The sequence below is a fragment of the Streptomyces sp. NPDC058955 genome, from assembly GCF_042741435.1.
GTDB lineage: Bacteria > Actinomycetota > Actinomycetes > Streptomycetales > Streptomycetaceae > Streptomyces.
On the sequence record NZ_JBHYKM010000127.1, the window covers coordinates 1 to 21495 of the forward strand.

The following is a 21495-nucleotide window of genomic DNA, read 5'->3' on the forward strand; positions in this document are numbered from 1 at the left end:
TCCCGCCACCCCGGGTGCCCCCGCGTCCCGGGCCCGGGACGCGCGCGCGGCGGCGCCGGAGCCGTCCGTGTGGCCCCGGCCGCAGTCGCTGACGGCCGCGGGGCCCGCCGTGCGGCTCGGCGAGCGGGTGACCCTGGTGGCGGACGAGGACGCCGATCCGGCGGCCCTGGCGGCCGTGCGGAGGCTGCTCGCCGAGGCCGGGGTGCGGACCGTGCACGAGGGGCTGCCGGGCGCGGGACCGGTGCTGCGCCTGTCGGGGCCGTCCGGCGAGGCGGCGCAGGAGGCGCTGGCCTCCTTCGGGGTGGCCGAGCGGGCCGACCTGCCCCGCGGCGGCTACCGGCTGGCCACCGGACGGTTCGGCGGGCGGGACACCGTGGTGCTGGACGGGGTGGGCGAGGACGGGCTGTTCCACGCCGTGCAGACGCTCCGTCAGCTCCTCGGCGAGGGCCCGGACGGGGTCGGCGGTGAGGTGCCCGGCGTCGTCGTCCGGGACTGGCCCGGCACCGCCGAGCGGGGGCTCGCGGAGGGCTTCTACGGCACCCCGTGGACGACCGGTCAGCGCCTGGCGATGCTCGACTTCCTGGGCCGCACCAAGCAGAACCGCTATCTCTACGCGCCCGGTGACGACCCGTACCGCGCGGCGCAGTGGCGCGAGCCGTACCCGGAGGCGCAGCGGGCCGGGTTCCGGGCGCTGTCCGAGCGGGCCCTCGCCAACCACGTGACGCTGGGCTGGGCGGTGGCCCCGGCCCAGTCGATGTGCCTGTCCTCGGACGCGGACGTGGCGGCGCTGACGCGGAAGCTGGACGCCATGCGCGAGCTCGGCTTCCGCTCCTTCCAGCTCCAGTTCCCGGACGCCGGGTACGGCGAGTGGACCTGCGACGAGGACGCCGACGCGTTCGGGCGGGACGCGGCGGGCGCGGCCCGGGCGCACGCGCGCGTGGCGAACGCGGTGGCCCGGCACCTGACCGAGCACCACCCGGACGCGGAGCCGCTGACGGTGCTGCCGACGGAGTACTACCAGGAGGGCACCAGCGAGTACCGGTCGGCGCTCGCGGGGGCGCTCGACGCGCGCGTGCGGGTGGCGTGGACGGGCGTCGGGGTGGTGCCGCGCACCATCACCGGCACCGAACTGGCCGGGGTGCGGGCGGCCCTGGGCCAGCGGCCGCTGGTCACCATGGACAACTACCCGGTGAACGACTACGCGCAGGACCGGCTCTTCCTGGGGCCCGCCACGGGCCGGGAGCCCGCGGTCGCGGCCGGTTCGGCCGCCTATCTGGCGCACGCGATGGAGCAGCCGGCCGCCTCCCGGATCCCGCTGTTCACCACCGCCGACTTCGCCTGGAACCCGCGCGGTTACCGGCCCGGGGAGTCGTGGCGGGCGGCCGTCGCCGACCTGGCGGGCCCGGATCCGGCCGCGCGGGCGGCGCTCGACGCGCTGGCCGGGAACGCGGCCTCGTCGCTCCTCGCCCCGGACGCCGAGTCGGCCGGCCTGAAGCCGCTGATGAAGGCCTTCTGGTCGGCCCGGAGCTCCGGGACGGCGGCGGCCCGGGACAGGGCGGGGCGGGAGCTGCGGGCCGCGTTCACGGTGATGCGGGAGGCGCCGGAGCGGCTGGCCGGGACGGCCGGCGGGGCGCTGCGCGCCGAGTCGGGGCCCTGGCTGGAGCAGCTGTCCCGGTACGGGGCGGCGGGCGAGGCGGCCGTCGACATGCTCCTCGCGCAGGCGCGCGGCGACGGTCCCGCGGCCTGGCAGGCGCAGCTGCGCCTGGAGCCGCTGCGTCCGCGGATCGCGGCGAGCGGGGCGACGGTCGGCGACGGGGTCCTCGACCCGTTCCTGGACCGGGCGGTGAAGGAGGCGGCGGCCTGGACCGGTGCCGACCGCGACCCGGAGCGCGAGGTGGACCGGGCCACCGGCTCGTACACGGTGAGGCTGGACCGGGCGCGGCCGGTGGAGGCGGTGACGGTGCTGGCCGGGAAGGCCGCGCGGGAGCCCTCCGGCGACGACGGGAAGCCGGGCGCGGAGCGGGCCCCGCACGCGCGCGTGGAGGCGTACGTGGCGGGCGAGGGCTGGCGCCCGCTGGGGCCGCTGGACGCGTCGGGCTGGACGCAGACCGAGCTGAAGGGGCTGCGCGCCGAGGCGCTGCGGATCGTCTGGGACGGCGAGGGACCGGCGCCCGACGTGCGGTCGCTGGTGCCGTGGTTCGCGGACGGGCCGCGGGCCGGTCTGGAGCTGGCCCGGACGGAGGCGGACCTGGAGGCCGGCGGCGCGGCGGGCCGGGTGGAGCTGAAGCTGACCGGGAACCGGGCGGCCGGGGTGCGGGGCCCGCTGACCGCGAAGGCGCCGAAGGGCATCACCGTACGGCTGCCGGAGGAGGCGTCGGTGGAGCGCGGCGGCACGACGACGGTGCCGATGGAGGTGTCGGTGGCGCCGGGCACGCCGTCCGGGGAGTACCGGGTGCCGGTGGCCTTCGCGGGCGAGGAGCGGGTGCTGACGGTGCGGTCCCATCCGCGGACCGGCGGCCCCGACCTGGCCCGTACGGCGACGGCCTCCTCGTCCGGCGACGAGACGGCGGACTTCCCGGCCGCGCTGGCGGTGGACGGCGATCCGGCGACCCGCTGGTCCTCGCCGGCGGAGGACGGCGCCTGGTTCCAACTGGAGCTGGCCGAGCCGGCCCGGATAGGGCAGGTGGTGCTGCACTGGCAGGACGCGCACGCCGCCCGCTACCGGGTGCAGGTCTCCGCCGACGGCCGGATCTGGCGGACCGCGGCGACCGTCACGGACGGGCGGGGCGGCCGGGAGTCGGTGCGGATGGACGCGGCGGACACCCGCTTCCTGCGGGTGCAGGGCGAGAAGCGGGCGACGCCGTACGGCTACTCGCTCTGGTCGGTGGAGACGTACGCGGTGGCCGAGGAGCGGGCCCCGGACCGGGACGCGCCCGAGCCGGACGCGCCGGAGGAGGACGCGCCGAAGCCGGACGCGCCGGACCAGGACGCGCCGGAGGAGGGCGCCGCCCCCTGAGCGGCGGCGCCCTCGCCTCCGTACCCCGGCCGGACCGGCCCGGGAACGCGAAAGGCCCGGATCTCAGCCGGTCGTCAACGCCCCCGCGGGGGTGTCGGCGACGGAGTCGATCCGGGCCATCGCGTCCTCGGCGCCGTACGGCGTGAGGTAGGGCAGCCACCGTGGGTCCCGGTGGCCGGTGCCGATGATCCGCCAGGCCAGGCCGGTCGGCGGCGCGGGTTGGTGACGCAGCCGCCAGCCGATCTCCCGCAGGTGCCGGTCCGCCTTGAGGTGGTTGCAGCGGCGGCAGGCCGCCACCACGTTCTCCCAGGCGTGCGTCCCGCCCCGGCTGCGCGGGATGACGTGGTCGACGCTGGTGGCCACTCCCCCGCAGTACATGCAGCGCCCGCCGTCGCGTGCGAAGAGGGCCCGTCGGGTCAAGGGAACGGGCCCCCGGTAGGGGACCCGCACGAAGCGCTTCAGCCGTACCACGCTGGGCGCGGGGACGACCTGATGCTCGCTGTGCAGGAAGGCGCCGGACTCCTCGATGCAGAGAGCCTTGTTCTCCAGCACGAGGACGAGTGCGCGGCGGAGCGGTACGACGCCCAGGGGCTCGTACGACGCGTTGAGGACCAGGACATGCGGCACGGATGCCTCCTATGGCGCCGGCGGCGCGTGGCTCGCGCCGGGACGAACTGCTCTCAGTCTCTCCTCATGCCTGGTCGGAGCGCCACCACGTTCCCGCGATCGCCGGGGGCGGGCCGGACGTGTTCTCGACCACATCGGCATGTCTCCCGGGTATGTGCCCGGGTGAGGTCGGTCTCTCCCTCGAACAGGGCAACCGTTCCGCGTCCGATGCCCCGTTAGGGTGGATGGCCTGCGTACGCGATGCCTGGAGGTTGTCCCGTGTCCTGGTCCGTCCTGGCGGCCGCCACCGACCCCGAGCCGATTCCGGTGACCCTGGACGAGGCGGCCGAGAAGGCCACCGACGCGGCGAGCTGGGTGGAGGAGAACTGGTCCACCTGGCTGAACACCGGTCTGCGGATCCTGCTGATCCTGGTCGTCGCCCTGCTGCTGCGGTGGGCCGTCCGCCGCGCCCTGACGAAGCTGATCGAGCGGATGAACCGCTCCGCCCAGGCGGTGGAGGGGACGGCGCTCGGCGGACTGCTCGTCAACGCGGAGCGCCGGCGCCAGCGGTCCGAGGCGATCGGATCGGTGCTGCGGTCGGTGGCCTCGTTCCTGATCCTGGGCACGGCCGGTCTGATGGTCCTGGGCGCCTTCGACATCGACCTGGCGCCGCTGCTCGCCTCGGCCGGTGTGGCCGGTGTGGCGATCGGCTTCGGCGCGCGGAACCTGGTGACGGACTTCCTCTCCGGCGTCTTCATGATCCTGGAGGACCAGTACGGCGTCGGCGACTCGGTCGACGCGGGCGTGGCCTCCGGCGAGGTCGTCGAGGTGGGGCTGCGGGTGACCAAGCTGCGCGGCGTCGACGGCGAGATCTGGTACGTGCGCAACGGCGAGATCAAGCGGATAGGGAACCTCAGCCAGGGCTGGGCGACGGCCTCGGTCGACGTCACGGTCCGGCCGACGGAGGACCTGGACCGGGTGCAGGGCGTCATCGCGGCGGCCGGCGAGACCATGGCGAAGGACGAGCCGTGGAACGAGCGGCTGTGGGGTCCGGTGGAGGTCCTCGGCCTCACCGAGGTGCTGCTCGACTCGATGACCGTCCGGGTCTCCGCGAAGACGATGCCGGGCAAGAAGCTGGGCGTCGAGCGCGAGCTGCGCTGGCGGATCAAGCGCGGCCTGGACGAGGCCGGCATCCGGATCGTCGGCGGGCTGCCCGCGCAGGCGGAGGAGCCGGCGCCGGCCGACCCGACGGCCGGCATGGCGGCCCCCTCGGTCTTCTCCAGCGCGACCTCGCCGCAGTCGGCGGCGGCCACGCCGCTGCCGCGGACGGACCTCAGCAAGCCCTGATCCGCCGCCCCACCCGTCCTCGACACCCCCGCCGGTAACGCTTCGGTTGCCGTCGGGGGTGTCGTGCGTGTGCGGGTATTGACGCCCCGCCGACACCCGTCCTACCGTCCTCCCAACCGGATAGGAAACTTTCCTAACAGTGTGGAAGGCAGGTGCGACCGTCATGGCGGGCATCCAGGGCACCCCCGGCACCCCGCGGGTGCTGCGGGCCATGAACGACCGCGCCGCGCTCGACCTCCTCCTGGAGCACGGCACCCTCTCCCGGACCCGGATCGGCAAGCTCACCGGCCTCTCCAAGCCGACCGCCTCGCAGCTCCTCGCCCGCCTCGAAGCCGCGGGCCTGGTCCGGGTCACCGGCACCACCGAGGGCCGCCCCGGCCCCAGCGCCCAGCTGTACGCGCTCGAACCGGGCGCCGGGTACGCCGCCGGGCTCGACGTGAACCAGCACCGCATCCGCGCCGCCGTCGCCGACATCACCGGCGCCGTCGCCGGCGAGTACGAGCTCCGCACCGGGGGCCGTACCGGGGACGGCGTGGTCCGCCAGGTCACCGACGCCCTCGACGGGGCCGTCAAGGCGGCCGGGCTCACCCGCGCCGACGTCCGCCGCCTGGTCATCGGCACCCCCGGCGCCTTCGACCCGGCCACCGGACGCCTCCGGTACGCCTCCCACCTGCCCGGCTGGCACTCCCCCACGCTGCTCGAAGAGCTGGCCGCGGTCCTGCCCATGCCCTTCGAGTACGAGAACGACGTCAACCTGGTGGCCGTCGCCGAGCGGGCCCTCGGCGCCGCCCGCGGCCACGAGGACTTCGTGCTGCTGTGGAACGAGGAGGGCCTCGGCGCCGCCCTCGTCCTCGGCGGCCGGCTGCACCGCGGCTTCACCGGCGGCGCCGGCGAGGTCGGCTTCCTGCCGGTCCCCGGCACCCCGCTGGTCCGCCAGGTCACCCAGGCCAACTCCGGCGGCTTCCAGGAGCTCGCCGGCGTCCAGTCGGTGCCCCGGATCGCCCGCGCGATCGGCATCGACACGCCCGAGCAGCCCTATGTGGCCGTGGCGTCCGGGCTGCTCGCCCGGGCCGCCGAAACCCCCGACGAGGGCCCGTACGCGGAGCTGCTCGACCGGTACGCCGAGCGGCTCGCCACCGGTCTCGCCTCGCTCGTCGCCGTCCTCGACCCCGAACTCGTCGTGCTGTCCGGAGACGTCCTCGTCGCCGGCGGCGAACCGCTGCGGGCCCGCGTCCAGGCCGAGCTCGCCGACCTCGCGGCCTCCCGGCCGCGCCTCGTCCTCACCGCCGTACCGCACGAACCCGTGCTGCGCGGGGCGCTGGAGAGCGCCCTCGCCACCACCCGCGACGAGGTCTTCGACACCTCGCGCTGACCCGCCCCGGCCCGACCCCTCGCCCATCCTCCTTTCCCCAGCCCGCCAAGGGAGACACCGCCATGCCCGCACGCGCCCGCAGAGCCGCCGCCGCGCTCGCCGCCACCGCCTCGCTCGCCCTCTTCGCCACCGCCTGTACCGGCTCCGCGGACAACGCGGCGAGCGACGACCCCAAGGCCGAGACCACCCTCACCTTCTGGCACGGCTGGACGGCCCCCTCCGAGGTCAAGGCGATCGAGGAGAACGTCGCCCGCTTCACCAAGGCCCACCCGAACATCAAGGTGAAGGTCGTCGGCAACATCAACGACGACAAGCTCGGCCAGGCGCTGCGCGCGGGCGGCTCCAACGGACCCGACGTGGTCGCCTCGTTCACCACGGCCAACGTCGGCAAGTTCTGCCACACGGGCGCGCTCGCCGACCTCAAGCCCTTCGTCGAGAAGGACAAGCTGGACCTCGACAAGATCTTCCCGAAGGTCCTCCAGGACTACACCCAGTTCCAGGGCAAGCGCTGCACGATGCCGCTGCTCTCCGACGCGTACGGGCTCTACTACAACAAGGACGCCTTCCGGAAGGCCGGCCTCGACCCGGAGGCGCCGCCGAAGACCTGGTCCGAGTTCACCGAGGTCGCCAAGAAGCTGACGAAGACCAAGGGCGACTCGTACGAGCGGCTCGGCTTCATGCCGAACTACCTCGGCTACGAGACGGTCGTCTCGCACTACATGTCGCAGTGGGGCCACGGCGGTTACTTCGGCGCGGACGGCCGGTCGACGGTCGCCACCGACCCCGCGTTCGCCGAGATGATGACGTACCAGAAGTCGCTGGTGGACGCGCTCGGCGGCTTCCAGAAGCTGGACAAGTACCGCACCACCTTCGGTGACGAGTGGGGCGCCAAGCACCCCTTCCAGACCGGCCAGGTCGCCATGCAGCTGGACGGCGAGTGGCGGCTGAACTTCATCAAGGAGGCCAAGGTCCCCTTCGAGGTCGGCGTCGCGCCGCTGCCGGTCGCCGACGACGAGGTCGCCGAGTACGGCAAGGGCTACCTCTCCGGCACGATCATGGGCATCGCGCCGCAGTCGAAGAAGCAGAACGCCGCCTGGGAGCTGGTCAAGTACATGACCACGGACACCGAGGCCGTGGTGGGCTTCGCCAACGCCATCGGCAACGTCCCCTCCACCCTGGACGCCCTGAAGTCCCCGGACCTGAAGTTCGACGCCCGCTTCAAGACCTTCCTCGACATCGCCCGGCACCCGAAGTCCACCACCTCGGACGGCGCGGTGAACGGCTCCGCGTACCAGGACACCCTCCAGAAGTTCGCCCAGCAGTACGAGAAGGGCCAGGTCACCGACCTGAAGAAGGGCCTCGCGGACACCGCCGCGCAGATCGACCGCGACATCGCCGCGGCGAAGTGACGGCCGGAAACCGCTCATGAGCACGGACACCCTGCCCGCGACGGAGGCGGCCGCCCCGGCCGCCTCCGCCCCCGGGGCGCGGAACACGCTGCGGGCCAAACGCCGCCGCAACGCGCTCCGCACCCTGGCCTTCATGTCGCCCTGGCTGATCGGCTTCGGCTTCTTCTTCGCCTACCCCCTCGTCTCGACCGTCTACTTCTCGCTGATGAAGTACGACGGGCTCAACCCGCCCGAGTGGCGCGGCCTGGACAACTGGACGTACGTCTTCACGTCCTTCCCGCAGTTCTGGCCGGCCCTCCAGAACACCCTCTGGCTCTGTGTCGTCATGGTGAGCTGCCGGGTCGTCTTCGGCCTCGGCATCGGCCTGCTGATCACGAAGATCAAGACGGGCGCCGGGGTCTTCCGGACCCTCTTCTACCTGCCGTACCTGGCCCCGCCGGTGGCGGCGACCCTCGCCTTCGTCTTCCTGCTCAACCCGGGCACCGGACCGGTCAACTCGCTCCTGGAGTCGGTCGGTCTGCCCGCCCCCGCCTGGTTCAACGACGCGGCCTGGGCCAAGCCGGCCCTCACCGTCCTCGCCGTGTGGGGCGTCGGCGACCTCATGGTCATCTTCATGGCCGCCCTGCTCGACGTGCCCAAGGAGCAGTACGAGGCCGCCGAGCTGGACGGCGCGGGCCCCTGGCAGCGGTTCCGGCACATCACCCTGCCGAACATCTCGCCGATCATCCTCTTCGCCCTGGTCACCGGGGTCATCGGCGCGATGCAGTACTACACGCAGCCGATCGTGGCCGCCAAGGTCGCCTCGGGGAAGATGGGCGGATCCGGCGAGGTCTTCGTCCCCGGCTACCCGGACGACTCCACGCTCACCCTGCCGCAGCTCGTCTACAACCTCGGCTTCAGCCAGTTCAACTACGGCGCGGCCTGTGTGATCGCGCTCGTGCTCTTCGCCTTCTCCATGGCCTTCACCGCCCTGCTCATGCGGCGGCGCGGCGGCCTGATCGGCTCGGGTGACTGAACCATGACCGTGTCCCTGACCGCGCCCGCCGCCCGGACGGCCCGCCGCAAGGCCCTGCTGCACTGGATCGCCGTGCACTCCCTCGGGATCGCCGCGGCCCTCTTCTTCGTCCTGCCGTTCGTCTTCGTCGTCCTCACCTCGCTGATGAGCGACCAGCAGGCGCTCACCCGCGATCTCACCCCGGACACCTGGCACTTCGAGAACTACGTCAAGGTCATCGAGACGCCCGGCTTCCTCACCTGGTGGAAGAACTCGCTGCTCTACGCCGGGCTCGGCACCGTCCTCGTCGTGGTGTCGTCGATCCCCGTCGCCTACGCGCTCGCCAAGTTCCGCTTCCGCGGCCGGCACCTGTCGCTGCTGCTCGTCATCTCGATGATGATGTTGCCGCCGCAGGTCGTGATCATCCCCATGTACCTGTTCTGGGCCAAGCAGATGGACCTCTCGGGGTCGCTCTGGCCGCTGGTCATCCCGCTGGCCTTCGGGGACGCCTTCGCCGTCTTCCTGCTGCGCCAGTTCCTCCTCACCATCCCCGACGAGTACGTCGAGGCGGCCCGGATCGACGGCTGCGGCGAACTGCGCACCCTGCTGCGGATCGTGCTGCCGATGGCGAAGCCCGGCATCGCCGCCGTCGCCCTCTTCCAGTTCTTCTACTGCTGGAACGACTACTTCGGGCCGCAGATCTACGCCTCCGAGAACCCGGCCGCCTGGACGCTCAGTTACGGCCTGGAGTCCTTCAAGGGCGCGCACCACACCGACTGGAACCTGACCATGGCCGCGACCGTCCTGGTCATGGCCCCCGTGATCCTCGTGTTCTTCTTCGCCCAGAAGGCGTTCGTCGAGGGAGTCACCCTGACCGGAGTGAAGGGCTGATACGAGAATGAAGCTCGCTGTCGTGGGGGGCGGCTCCACCTACACCCCCGAACTGATCGACGGATTCGCGCGGTTGCGCGACACCCTGCCCATCACCGAACTCGTCCTCGTCGACCCCGCCGCCGACCGGCTGGACCTCGTCGGCGGGCTCGCCCGGCGGATCTTCGCCAAGCAGGACCACGACGGGACGATCACCACCACCACCGACCTCGACGCGGCCGTCGAGGGCGCCGACGCCGTCCTCCTCCAGCTCCGCGTCGGCGGCCAGGCCGCCCGGAACCAGGACGAGACCTGGCCGCTGGAGTGCGGCTGCGTCGGCCAGGAGACCACCGGCGCCGGCGGCCTCGCCAAGGCGCTGCGCACGGTCCCCGTCGTCCTCGACATCGCCGAGCGGGTCCGGCGCGCCAACCCGGACGCCTGGATCATCGACTTCACCAACCCCGTCGGCATCGTCACCCGTGCGCTGCTGCAGGCCGGGCACAAGGCCGTCGGACTCTGCAACGTCGCCATCGGCTTCCAGCGCAAGTTCGCGAAGCTCCTCGACGTGGCCCCGTCCGAGATCCACCTCGACCACATCGGCCTCAACCACCTCACCTGGGAGACCGGCGTCCGGCTCGGCGGCCCGGACGGCGAGGACGTGCTGCCCCGGCTGCTCGCCGAGCACGGCGACACCATCGCCGGCGACCTGCACCTGCCGCGCCTGGTGATGGACCGCTTCGGCGTCGTCCCCTCGTACTACCTGCGCTACTACTACGCGCACGACCAGGTCGTGGAGGAGCTGCGCACCAAGCCGTCGCGGGCCGCCGAGGTCGCCGCGATGGAGAAGGAACTCCTGGAGATGTACGGGGACCCGGCGCTCGACGAGAAGCCGGCGCTGCTCGGCAAGCGCGGCGGCGCCTTCTACTCGGAGGCGGCCGTGGACCTGGCGGCCTCGCTGCTGGGCGGGGCGGGTTCGCCGTACCAGGTGGTGAACACCCGCAACGGCGGCACGCTGCCGTTCCTGCCGGACGACGCGGTCATCGAGACGCAGGCGGCGGTCGGGCCCGGCGGCGCGGTGCCGCTGCCGGTCGCGCCGGTGGACCCGCTGTACGCCGGCCTGATCGCGAACGTCACCGCCTACGAGGACCTGGCGCTCGACGCGGCCCTGCGCGGCGGCCGGGAGCGGGTCTTCAAGGCGCTGCTCGCCCACCCGCTGGTCGGGCAGTACGCGTACGCCGAGCAGCTCACCGACCGGCTGATCGCCCACAACCGGGAGCACCTCGCGTGGGCGTGAACGGGGGGCTGCTCGCGGTCGACGCGGGCAACAGCAAGACCGACGTGGCGGTCCTCGCACCGGACGGCACGGTGCTGGGCGCGGCGCGCGGAGGCGGCTTCCAGCCGCCGCTGGTGGGGGTGGCGGCGGCCGTCGACGGGCTGGCGGAGATCGTGGGGCGGGCGGCGGCCGACGCCGGTGTCCCCCTCTCCTTCGCACACGTCACGGCCTGCCTGGCCAACGCGGACCTGCCGGTCGAGGAGGCCGCGCTGGAGCGGGAGCTGACGGGGCGGGGGTGGAGCGCCTCGGTACGGGTCCACAACGACACCTTCGCGATCCTGCGGGCCGGGCTCGACGAGCCGCGCGGGGTGGCCGTGGTCTGCGGCGCCGGGGTGAACTGCGTGGGCATGACCCCGGACGGGCGGACCGCCCGCTTCCCGGCGCTCGGGAAGATCTCCGGGGACTGGGGCGGGGGCGGCGGCCTCTCCGACGAGGCCATGTGGTTCGGGGCCCGCGCGGAGGACGGCCGGGGCGAGCCGACCGAGCTGGCCCGGGCGCTGCCCGCGCACTTCGGCCTGGAGACCATGTACGCGCTGATCGAGGCCGTGCACCTGGGCCGGATCCCGCACGCGCGGCGGCACGAGCTGACGCCGGTGCTGTTCCGGGTGGCGGCGGAGGGCGACCCGGTGGCGCTGTCGCTGGTGCACCGGATGGCCGAGGAGGTCGTGGCCCTGTCGACGGTGGCGCTGCGGCGGCTCGGACTGCTGGACGAGGAGGCGCCGGTGGTCCTCGGCGGCAGCGTCCTCGCCGCGCGGCACCCGCAGTTGGACGCCCGGATCCTCGAACTCCTCGCGGAGCGGGCGCCGAAGGCGGTCGTCCGGTTCGTCACGGCGCCGCCGGTGCTGGGCGCGGGGCTGCTCGCCCTGGACGAGCGGGGGGCGGGGCCGGAGGCGGCGGAGCGACTGCGGGCGCACTACGCGGGCTGACGCCCCGCACATGTTCACCTGTTCGAGCGATCCCCCGGGTGGAACCGATCCGGGGGATCCGTCGTATTCAGAGTGAAAGGTGTTCGAAGCGGGTTCGATACGGGGCCGGGGAGGCGACGAGGGGGCCTCGCCCGCGGAAGTCCCGGGAGCGTCGGGCACGATAGGCACAAGATCGTGTCATTCCCGGTGTGCGGGCGGGCCGCCTGCGGCCATACTGCTCGCCGGGGTCGATCGACGTCGAGACCGAGGGGGAGGTCACGTGACACACCCGCCGAGCGCGCCCGCCGCGGCGCCGCACCCGGCATCCGCGCCCGCGCGGCCGGCCGTGCCCGGGCAGGTCTCGCGCGCCGCCGCCGTCGGTGCCGCTCCGCCGCCCGCGCGGGGGGCGTGGGCGACCGGGCGCGAGGTGCTGCGGGAGGCCGCGACGACCGAGCCGGGCCGGCTGCGGATCCTCGGCGCCGTCCTCGCGCTGCTCGTCCTCGCGCTCGGCACGATCGCCGGACTGGAGGCGGCCGACCGGGCCGGCTCCGCCGAGGACGTCGTCGGGCGCAGCCAGCCGCTGAGCGCCGACGCCGCCGCGATCTACCGCTCCCTGGCCGACGCGGACTCGACGGCCGCGGCCGGCTTCCTCGCCGGGATCATCGAACCGGCCGAGTCCCGCGCCCGCTACGACCGGGACATCGCGACCGCCTCCCGGCTCCTGGTGAAGGCCGCGGCGAACACGGACGGTTCGGGCGAGTCGGCCCGCGAGATCACCACCCTCAACGAACTGCTGCCGCGCTACACCGGGCTGATCGAGCGCGCCCGGGCCGCCAACCGGCAGGGCCTGCCGCTCGGCGGCGCCTATCTGCGGTACGCGAACCAGGAGATGACGGCCCGGCTGCTGCCCGCCGCCGAGCGGCTGTACGCGGCGGAGACCGCCCGGCTGCACCAGGACGACGACGACGCCCGCGCCTGGCCGTACCTGGCGCTCGGCGCCGGGGTGCTGGCCCTCGGCGCGCTGGGGTGGGCGCAGCGGCGGGAGTACCGGCGGACCAACCGGGTGTTCAGCCGGGGGCTGCTCGCCGCCACCGCCGCCTCCGTGCTGGTGCTGCTGTGGCTGGCCGGGGCGCACACGGTGGCCCGGGCCGGCCTGGGCTCGGCGCAGTCGGAGGGGCAGCAGTCGCTCCAGCTCCTCAACGAGGCGCGGATCAGCTCCCTCAAGGCCCGTGCCAACGAGAACCTGACGCAGGTCGCCCGGGGCGCGGTGCTCACCGACGACGGGAAGAACGACAAGTACGAGGCGGAGTACGCGACCGGGATGGACGCGCTCGCCGACGCGCTCGCCCGGGCGACCCGACTCACCGACGACGAGGCCGGCCGGGCTCCGCTGGCCGAGGCCACGGCCCGGGTCGAGGAGTGGCGGAAGCGGCACGCCGAGGCGCAGAAGCGCGGTGAGGACGGCGACTACCGCGGCGCCCTCGACCTGATCGTCGGGCCGCGGGGCGAGGCGGAGCCGAAGGAGTCGGCCGGCTGGTCCTTCGACCAGGTCGACGCGGCCCTGGAGCGGGCCCTCACCCATGAGCAGGACGAGTTCACCCGCTCCGCGCGCGGGGCGGTGGACGCGCTGACCGGGCTGCCGCTGGGCGCGGCGGCGCTGGGCGCGCTGGGCGCGCTGGGCGCGGTGCTCGGCATCAACCGAAGACTGTCGGAGTACCGGTGAGAGGGGGCGGAATGGCACACGACGGCGAGCCGGCGGCGCGACGGGCGGCCCGGCGGCTGCGGGGCTGGGGCGGCGTGGCCGCGATGGGCGCGGCCTGCGCGCTGACCGCCTCCCTCACCCTGCTGCCGCTGACCCGGGACGCGGGCGGCGCGGACCCGTCCGCCGGCCCCTTCGGGCCGGGCCCCGGGGTGGGCACGGGCCTCCAGGTCAAGGCCGACACCTGCGAGAACCCGCAGGCGTCGCTGCGGCCGTCGACCGTGGACGGGCCGTCGGTCGCCGCCATCAAGGAGCGCGGGAAGCTGATCGTCGGCGTCGACCAGTCCAGCTACCGCTGGGGCTTCCGGAACCCGGAGACCGGCACCCTGGAGGGCTTCGACATCGCCCTGGCCCGGGCGATCGCCAAGGACCTGCTGGGCGACGAGGAGGCGGTCGTGCTGCGCGCCGTGCCGACCAACCAGCGGATCGCGGCCCTGGACAGCGGCAAGGTGGACCTCGTGGTCCGCACGATGACCATCAACTGCAAGCGGATCAAGCAGGTGGCGTTCTCCACCGCCTACTTCCGGGCCGGACAGCAGGTGCTGGCCCCCAAGGACTCCCCGGTCACCGGCTACGACGCCTCGCTGAAGGGCCGGCGGGTCTGCACCGCCGAGGGGTCGACGGCCTACGAGGCGCTGGAGGAGAAGTCCTTCGGCGCGGTCATCAGGGACGAGGGCGACGGCACCCCCGCCGACCGGAACCTGCTGACCGTCCCCAACCAGCTCGACTGCCTGGCCCGGCTCCAGATGGGCGAGGTCGACGCGGTCGTCACCGACAACGCGCTGGCGGCCGGACAGGCCGCGCAGGACCCGGCGGTGGAACTGAAGGGCGAGCCGTTCACCGAGGAGTACTACGGGGTGGCGGCGAAACTGGGCAACGACGACCTGGTGCGCCGCGTCAACAAGGTCCTGGAGGACTACCGGAAGGGCCCCTGGCAGGCGGCGTACCGGACCTGGCTGGAGGCGGGCCTCGGGAAGGCCGAACCGCCCCTCCCGCTGTACAAGTAGAAGGAGATGAGGAGAGCGATGGGCGTCACGGGACCCCCTGGGCCGGTGATGGACCGGGACGAGGTGGACCGTGCGCTGGCGCGCCTCGGCGCGGAGCACAAGGCGGTCGAGGACTCGCTCCTCGCGCTCCAGGACCACGCCGGCCGGCGGCTCCTCGAAGGCGCCGGGCTGACCGGCACCACCCGGGAGCGCTGGGAGTCGACCGAGCGGACCATCACCGTGCTCTGGACCTGCTTCGACGCGTACACGGCGGCGCTGCGGGAGGCCCGGGAGGTCCGGTCGCGGCACAAGTGGCCGAACCGGGAGGAGCTGGCGGAGCTGACCGAGCGGCTGCGCGGCGACTCCGTGCACGTGCCGGGCGGGGCGGGCGAGGAGGCGCTGCTCGCCGAGCGGTTCACCCTCGACGGCCTGGTGCGGCGGATGAACGAGCTGTACGCGGCCTCGCTCGACGTGGTGGTCACGGCGGACGCGGTGTGGTCGGCGCTGCCCGCGCGGATAGACCTGCTCGCCGCCGAGCTGGGCCGGACCCGGTCGCTGGCGCACTCGGTCGGGGTGCGGCCCGGGGAGCATCCGGCCGGGGACGAGCTGGAGTCGATCACCGCCGAGCTGGCCGAGCTGCGGTCCCGGGTGGTGACCGACCCGCTGGCGTTCTGGCGTCCGGCGGCGGGCAGTTCGGCGCCGGGCGGCGGCCGTCCCGACACCGCGCGGTACGACCGGGCGGCGCTCGCCCTGGAGGACGTCCGGCGGGAGATCGAGGCCGTCCTCGCGGTGCGACAGGACTCCGAGGAGCGGTTGCTGCGGCTGCGGGACGTGCTGTCCCGGGCGGACCGGACCCTCGCCGAGGCGCGGGTGGCGCGCGGCGAGGTGCTGGCGAAGATCGCCGCCTCCGAGGTGCCGGCCGTGAGCGGGCCGCCGACGGCGCTCCAGGAGCGGCTCCAGGCCGCCGCCGAGCACCGCAGGCACGCCCGGTGGCACCGGCTCTCACCGCTGCTCGACGCGCTGGAGCGGGAGGCGGAGGAGGAGTTGCTGCGGGCCCGCGACTCGCTGACGGCGGTGACGGCGCCGCTGGCGGTGCGGGCGGAGCTGCGCGGCCGGCTGGACGCGTACCGGGCGAAGGCGGTCCGGCTCGGCGGGGCGGACGACCCGTTCCTGACGGAGCGGTACGACACGGCGCGCCGGATGCTGTGGAGCGCGCCCTGCGACCTGCGGGCGGCGGAGCAGGCCGTGCTGCGCTACCAGCAGGCGGTGGCGGATCTGCTGTCCGGTCCGCGGGACACGGAAGGACGACAGTGGTGAGCGGTCTGAGAACGCCGGGGAGCTGCCAGCGGCCCACGTGCGAGGGCGCGTACGAGGACGTCGGCGGCGGCGAGCTGTACTGCGACACCTGCGGTCTCGCGCCGGTGGTGGCGCCCAGCGGGCACCTCCAGGCCAATCCGACCGGGGTCGCGGTGCCGGGGAAGCACCGGAGCGGCACGGGCGCGGGCTTCGGCACGCCGTCCGAGGCGGCGGCCTGGGGCCCCGACTCGGCGTCGGCGCGCAGCGGTTCGCGGGCGTCCTCGCGGGCCTCGTCGCGCTCCTCGTCGTCCCGCCGCTCGGTGTCGGGGCGGCTGTCGCAGGCGCTGTCCGGGCGGGCCACCGGCCGTTCGGTGTCGGTGCGCAGCTCCGGTTCGTCGGTCGCGCAGTCGGCCCGGAAGCGGCTGGGCGCGGGGCTGGTCGCGATCCCGGAGGTGCCGCGCCCGGACCCGCGCGCGGCGGTGATGGCCCACCCCGAGGTGCCGGAGCGGAAGCGATTCTGCTCGCGTTCCGACTGCGGTGCTCCGGTGGGCCGTTCGCGCGGCGACCGGCCGGGCCGCACCGAGGGCTTCTGCACCTCGTGCGGGCACCCGTACTCCTTCGTGCCGAAGCTGCGGGCCGGTGACGTGGTGCACGGCCAGTACGAGGTGGCGGGGTGCCTCGCGCACGGTGGCCTCGGCTGGATCTACCTCGCCGTCGACCGGGCCGTCTCGGACCGGTGGGTGGTCCTCAAGGGCCTCCTCGACACCGGCGACCAGGACGCCATGGCGGCGGCGATCTCGGAGCGCCGCTTCCTCGCCGAGATCGAGCACTCCAACATCGTCCGGATCTACAACTTCGTCGAGCACCTCGACCCGCGCACCGGCTCCCTGGACGGCTACATCGTCATGGAGTACGTGGGCGGCAAGTCGCTCAAGGAGATCGCCAACGACCGGCGGACCCCGGAGGGCCGGCGCGACCCGCTGCCGGTCGAGCAGGCGTGCGCGTACGGCATCGAGGCCCTGGAGGCGCTGGGCCACCTGCACAGCCGCAACCTGCTGTACTGCGACTTCAAGGTGGACAACGCGCTCCAGACCGAGGACCAGCTGAAGCTCATCGACATGGGCGCGGTCCGGCGGATGGACGACGACGAGTCGGCGATCTACGGCACGGTCGGCTACCAGGCGCCCGAGGTGGCGGAGGTCGGCCCCTCGGTCGCCAGCGACCTGTACACGGTGGCCCGCACGCTCGCCGTGCTCACCTTCGACTTCCAGGGCTACACCAACGTCTTCGCGGACTCGCTGCCGGAGCCGCAGCACATCGAGGTCTTCCAGCGGTACGAGTCGTTCTACCGCTTCCTGGTGCGGGCCACCGACCCGGACCCGGCGCGCCGCTTCGCCTCCGCCGAGGAGATGGCGGAGCAGCTGACCGGTGTGCTGCGGGAGGTCGTCGCGCTCCAGTCGGGGCGGCCCCGGCCGGCGTTGTCGACGCTCTTCGGCGCGGAGACGCGGGTCACCGACACCGTGCTCTTCGCCGAGCAGACCGACGACGTGTCGGTGCTGGGGGCCCGCCGCACCGGCCGGGCCCGGCGCTCCGCTCCCCCGGCCGCGGCGGGCGTCCCCGCCGGGCAGCCGCTCGACGCGCTGCTCGCCCCGCTCGACGTGGCGGCCACCGCGCTGGCGCTGCCGGTGCCGCGGGTGGACCCGGCGGACGCCAACGCCGGTTTCCTCGCGGGCCTGTCGGCCGCCGCGCCCGCCGAACTCCTCGGGGCGCTGCGGGCCGCGCCCGCCGACACCCCCGAGCTGCGGCTGCGCGCCCTGCGGGCCCAGCTCGACCTGCGGGACCTGGTCTCGGCCGGGCAGACGCTGGGCGCGCTGGAGCAGTGGGACGCGGACGACTGGCGGGTGGTGTGGCACCGGGGCGTGGCCTCGCTGGTGGGCGGCGACCTGACACACGCGGCGCTCGCCTTCGACGCGGTGTACGACGCCTTCCCCGGCGAGCCCGCGCCCAAGCTGGCGCTCGGCGTCTGCGCGGAGGTGCTGGGCCAGCTCGACAACGCGGCCGAGTACTACCACCTGGTGTGGACGACCGACCCCGGTTTCGTCAGCGCCGCCTTCGGGCTCGCCCGGGTGCGACTCGCCGCCGGGGACCGCACCGGCGCGGTCGCCGCGCTGGAATCCGTACCGGAGTCCTCCATCCACTACACGGCGGCCCGGGTCGCGGCGGTCCGCGCCCGGCTGCGGCGGCGCCCGCCGCGGGAACCGCTCGGCGCGGACCTGACCGCGGCCGCCGCGCAGGTCTCGGCCCTGGGCGGCTTCGGCCTCGACCCGGTGCGCCGGGAGCGGTTGTCGACGGAGGTGCTCGGTACGGCCCTGGACTGGGTACTCTCCGGGAGTCCCGGTGCCGCGCCGGGCGGCGGGGAGCCGCTGCTCGGCAGCGCGCTGGACGAGAGCGGGCTGCGCTTCGGCCTGGAGCGCGCCTACCGGGTGCTGGCCCGGCTCGCCCAGCGGGGCGAGGAGAGGATCGAACTGGTGGAGCGGGCCAACCGCTACCGCCCCAGGACGTGGGTGTGAGGATGTCCCAGAAGCCCCAGCCGCCGTCGCACGGACTCGACGTCTGCCCGAACCCCGAGTGCGCCGAGCCCGTCGATCCCAGGGACCGCTACTGCGGGGCCTGCGGTCACGACCTGTCGGCCACCGCGGAACCGCCGGCCGGCGAGGACCGGCCGACCATGCCGATCGCCGCGCCCGTCTGGCCCGAGGCGCCGCCCCGGGACCCCGGCTCGCTGTCGACGATGACCCAGCACCCCGGTGAGCTGCCGGGCACCGACTCGGGCGGCCGGGAGCTGCCGACGGTGCCGGTGCGCACGGACGGGCCGGCGGAGCCGAGCGGGCCGACCGTGCGCGGCGGCGGCGACTTCGAGCTGGCCGCGCCCGATCCGCGGGCGGCCGTGCGGGCGGAGCCGGCGGCCGCGGCCGCCGACGGGGCCGCCGGGGACGTGCCTGACGGGGTGTGCGTGGCCTGCCGGGCCGGGCGGGTCGACGGCGACGGCTACTGCGAGAACTGCGGGCACGCCCAGCCCCGCGAGCGCGACCACATGGAGCGGGAGCTCGGCACGGTCGCCGCGGTCAGCGACCGGGGACTGCGCCACCACCGCAACGAGGACGCGTTCGCGATCGGCGAGTCGACGCTGCCCGACGGCCGTGCCGCCGCCGTCGCCGTCGTCTGCGACGGCGTCTCCTCCGCCCACCGCCCCGACGAGGCGTCCGCCGCCGCGGCCCGCGCCGCGAGCGCCGTGCTCGGCGAGGCGCTGCCCCGCGGCACCCACCCGCAGCAGGCCATGCACGAGGCGATCGTCGCCGCCGCCGAGGCCGTCACCGCGCTGGCCCGCACCGCGGGCGCGGACGGCGGGAGCGCCGACTCCCTCCACGGCGGCAACTCGCCGGCCTGCACCATCGTCGGCTCCGTCGTCACCGACGAGCTGCTCGTCGTCGGCTGGGTCGGCGACAGCCGCGCCTACTGGGTGCCCGACGACCGTTCCGGGCCCGCCGCCCGGCTCACCGAGGACGACTCGTGGGCCGCCCAGATGGTCAAGGCGGGCCTGATGAACGAGGAGCAGGCGTACGCGGACGAGCGCGCCCACGCCATCACCGGCTGGCTCGGCGCCGACGCGTACGAACTGGAGCCGCACACCGCCGCGTTCAAGCCGGACCGGCCCGGTGTCGTGGTGGTCTGCACGGACGGTCTGTGGAACTACGCGGAGGCCGCCGAGTCGATGGCCCGGGCCGTCCCCGCCGACGCGGCGGTCCGGCCGCTGCACGCGGCGCGGGTGCTGGTCGGCCACGCCCTCGACGGCGGCGGACACGACAACATCACGGTCGCGCTGACGCCGTTCGCCCCGCCGCCGGCGGGGGCGACCTCCTCCTGACCCTCCGTCACCTCCGCTGCTGCCAAGGAGCCGAAACCAGATGGCGAACTTCGCCAAGCCGTCCGTGCCGCAGTTCTCGGTGGACGTCTACCAGAACGAGTACCTGCCGGTCGGCGGGCGGGACGTCGACGCGATCGTCACCGTCACCGCGACCGGCGGCGGCACCAGCGGCGCGGGGGGCGTCACGGCCGGCGGACCGGCCGGTGTGGTGATCATGGTCGACTGCTCGGGCTCGATGGACTACCCGCCGGCCAAGATGGAGGGCGCCCGGGCGGCGACCGCCGCCGCGATCGACACCCTGCGGGACGGCACCTCCTTCGCCGTCGTCGCCGGCAACCACATCGCCACGCAGGTCTACCCGGACCACGGGCGGCTCGCCGTCGCCGGTGCCAGGACCCGCGCCGAGGCGAAGGAGTCGCTGGCCCGGCTCACCGCCGACGGCGGCACCGCGATCGGCACCTGGCTGCGGCACGCCGACGCCCTCCTCGGCGACGAGGACCTGGCCATCCGGCACGCCGTGCTGCTCACCGACGGGCGCAACGAGCACGAGTCCCCCGAGGCGCTGCGGGCCGCGCTCGACGCCTGCGCGGGCCGCTTCACCTGCGACGCGCGCGGTGTCGGCACCGACTGGGAGGTCAAGGAGGTCACCGGGATCGCCTCGGCGCTGCTCGGCTCCGCCGACATCGTGGCCGATCCGGCCGGGCTCGCCGCCGACTTCACGGCCATGATGGAGAACGTCATGGGCAAGGGCGTCGCCGACGTGGCGCTGCGGCTGTGGACGCCGGTCGGCGCGGAGCTCGTCTTCGTCAAGCAGGTCGCCCCGACGGTCGCGGACCTGACCGCCCGCCGCACCGACGCCGGCCCGCGCGCCGGGGAGTACCCGACGGGCTCCTGGGGCGACGAGTCCCGCGACTACCACGTGCGGGTCCGGGTGCCGGCGAACGCGGTCGGGCAGGAGATGCTCGCCGCCCGGGTGTCCCTGCTCGTCCCCGACCCGGCCGGCGGCGACGCCCGGCCGGTGTCCCAAGGACTGATACGGGCGGTGTGGACGCACGACGTGGCGATGACCACGGCCATCGACCCCCAGGTCGCCCACTACACGGGCCAGGCGGAGCTCGCGGACGCCATCCAGGCCGGTCTCGACGCCCGCAAATCGGGCGATCAGGACGGAGCGACCGCGAAGTTGGGCCGCGCGGTGCAGCTCGCGGCGGCCTCCGGGAACGCCGATACCGCGAAACTCCTTTCGAAGGTGGTGGACGTGGTCGACGCGGCGGCGGGTACTGTGCGGTTGAAGGCGAAGGTCGCGGAGGCGGACGAGATGACACTCGAGACGCGTTCCACCAAGACCGTTCGCGTCACGAGGTAGCCCGGCCCACCGGGCCGGACGACGAGAGGGGGAAGCACCGACATGCCGACCTGCCCGAACGGACACCAGTCGGTCTCCGACGACTGGTGCGAGGTCTGCGGCCATCGCATGGCCGGGGCGGGCGCGCCTGCGGGTGCCGTACCGCCCCCTCCCCCGCCGCCGCCCGGCCCCCCGCCCGCCTACGGCTACCCCCACCCCAACCCCCCGGCCGGCCCGGGAGCCCCCGGAACCCCGGGCGCCCCGGCCGGCCCCGCCGCTCCAGGCGGCCCCGGCTTCCCGAGCGCCCCCGGCGGCCCTGGCTTCCCCGGCAC

At 74.6% G+C, this 21495-nt stretch carries 15 protein-coding genes; 14 read left to right on the plus strand and 1 reads right to left on the minus strand.

Annotated features, from left to right (window positions below; genetic code table 11):
• On the plus strand, positions 1 to 3016 hold a 3016-nt coding region (locus ACFW1I_RS32660), incomplete at its 5' end, for a beta-N-acetylglucosaminidase domain-containing protein (RefSeq protein WP_384676739.1).
• Between the two features lie 63 nt (positions 3017 to 3079).
• Here the strand turns inward: ACFW1I_RS32660 and ACFW1I_RS32665 are convergent.
• A complete protein-coding gene (locus tag ACFW1I_RS32665; protein ID WP_030494032.1) occupies positions 3080 to 3643 on the minus strand; it encodes an HNH endonuclease in 564 nt (187 codons plus the stop codon).
• 240 nt (positions 3644 to 3883) lie between these two features.
• On the opposite strand from ACFW1I_RS32665, the gene ACFW1I_RS32670 reads away from it, so the two are divergent.
• From ACFW1I_RS32670 to ACFW1I_RS32730, 13 genes are all read left to right on the plus strand, one after another.
• On the plus strand, positions 3884 to 4969 hold the full coding sequence (locus ACFW1I_RS32670; protein ID WP_384676742.1) for a mechanosensitive ion channel family protein: 1086 nt from the start codon (positions 3884 to 3886) through the stop codon (positions 4967 to 4969).
• Between the two features lie 163 nt (positions 4970 to 5132).
• Positions 5133 to 6341, plus strand: coding sequence for an ROK family protein (locus ACFW1I_RS32675; protein ID WP_384676744.1), 1209 nt, complete (start codon positions 5133 to 5135; stop codon positions 6339 to 6341).
• Positions 6342 to 6403: 62 nt separating this feature from the next.
• On the plus strand, positions 6404 to 7750 hold the full coding sequence (locus ACFW1I_RS32680; RefSeq protein ID WP_384676746.1) for an ABC transporter substrate-binding protein: 1347 nt from the start codon (positions 6404 to 6406) through the stop codon (positions 7748 to 7750).
• A 16-nt stretch (positions 7751 to 7766) separates the two neighbouring features.
• Entirely contained in the window at positions 7767 to 8765 is a 999-nt protein-coding gene (locus ACFW1I_RS32685) for a carbohydrate ABC transporter permease (RefSeq protein ID WP_384676749.1), read from the plus strand.
• A gap of 3 nt (positions 8766 to 8768) precedes the next feature.
• Positions 8769 to 9635 (plus strand): carbohydrate ABC transporter permease, encoded by an 867-nt coding sequence (locus ACFW1I_RS32690; protein WP_384676751.1) that lies wholly within the window; start codon positions 8769 to 8771, stop codon positions 9633 to 9635.
• A 7-nt stretch (positions 9636 to 9642) separates the two neighbouring features.
• Positions 9643 to 10908 carry a 6-phospho-beta-glucosidase gene (locus tag ACFW1I_RS32695; protein ID WP_384676753.1) on the plus strand — a complete coding sequence of 422 codons (1266 nt, stop codon included), beginning with the start codon at positions 9643 to 9645 and terminating at the stop codon, positions 10906 to 10908.
• Positions 10899 to 11873 carry an N-acetylglucosamine kinase gene (locus ACFW1I_RS32700; protein WP_384676755.1) on the plus strand — a complete coding sequence of 325 codons (975 nt, stop codon included), beginning with the start codon at positions 10899 to 10901 and terminating at the stop codon, positions 11871 to 11873. Before ACFW1I_RS32695 ends, ACFW1I_RS32700 begins: the two co-directional genes overlap by 10 nt.
• Positions 11874 to 12132: 259 nt before the next feature.
• Entirely contained in the window at positions 12133 to 13575 is a 1443-nt protein-coding gene (locus ACFW1I_RS32705; RefSeq protein ID WP_384676757.1) for a hypothetical protein, read from the plus strand.
• 11 nt (positions 13576 to 13586) lie between these two features.
• Positions 13587 to 14618 carry a glutamate ABC transporter substrate-binding protein gene (locus ACFW1I_RS32710; RefSeq protein WP_384676759.1) on the plus strand — a complete coding sequence of 344 codons (1032 nt, stop codon included), beginning with the start codon at positions 13587 to 13589 and terminating at the stop codon, positions 14616 to 14618.
• Between the two features lie 18 nt (positions 14619 to 14636).
• Complete coding sequence (locus ACFW1I_RS32715) at positions 14637 to 15914, plus strand: hypothetical protein (RefSeq protein WP_384676761.1); 1278 nt, start codon at positions 14637 to 14639, stop codon at positions 15912 to 15914.
• Positions 15911 to 18463 carry a tetratricopeptide repeat protein gene (locus tag ACFW1I_RS32720; protein ID WP_384676763.1) on the plus strand — a complete coding sequence of 851 codons (2553 nt, stop codon included), beginning with the start codon at positions 15911 to 15913 and terminating at the stop codon, positions 18461 to 18463. Before ACFW1I_RS32715 ends, ACFW1I_RS32720 begins: the two co-directional genes overlap by 4 nt.
• Positions 18460 to 19818, plus strand: coding sequence for a PP2C family protein-serine/threonine phosphatase (locus tag ACFW1I_RS32725; RefSeq protein WP_384676765.1), 1359 nt, complete (start codon positions 18460 to 18462; stop codon positions 19816 to 19818). Before ACFW1I_RS32720 ends, ACFW1I_RS32725 begins: the two co-directional genes overlap by 4 nt.
• Before the next feature lie 40 nt (positions 19819 to 19858).
• Entirely contained in the window at positions 19859 to 21184 is a 1326-nt protein-coding gene (locus ACFW1I_RS32730; protein ID WP_384676767.1) for a VWA domain-containing protein, read from the plus strand.
• Positions 21185 to 21495 lie beyond the last annotated feature (311 nt).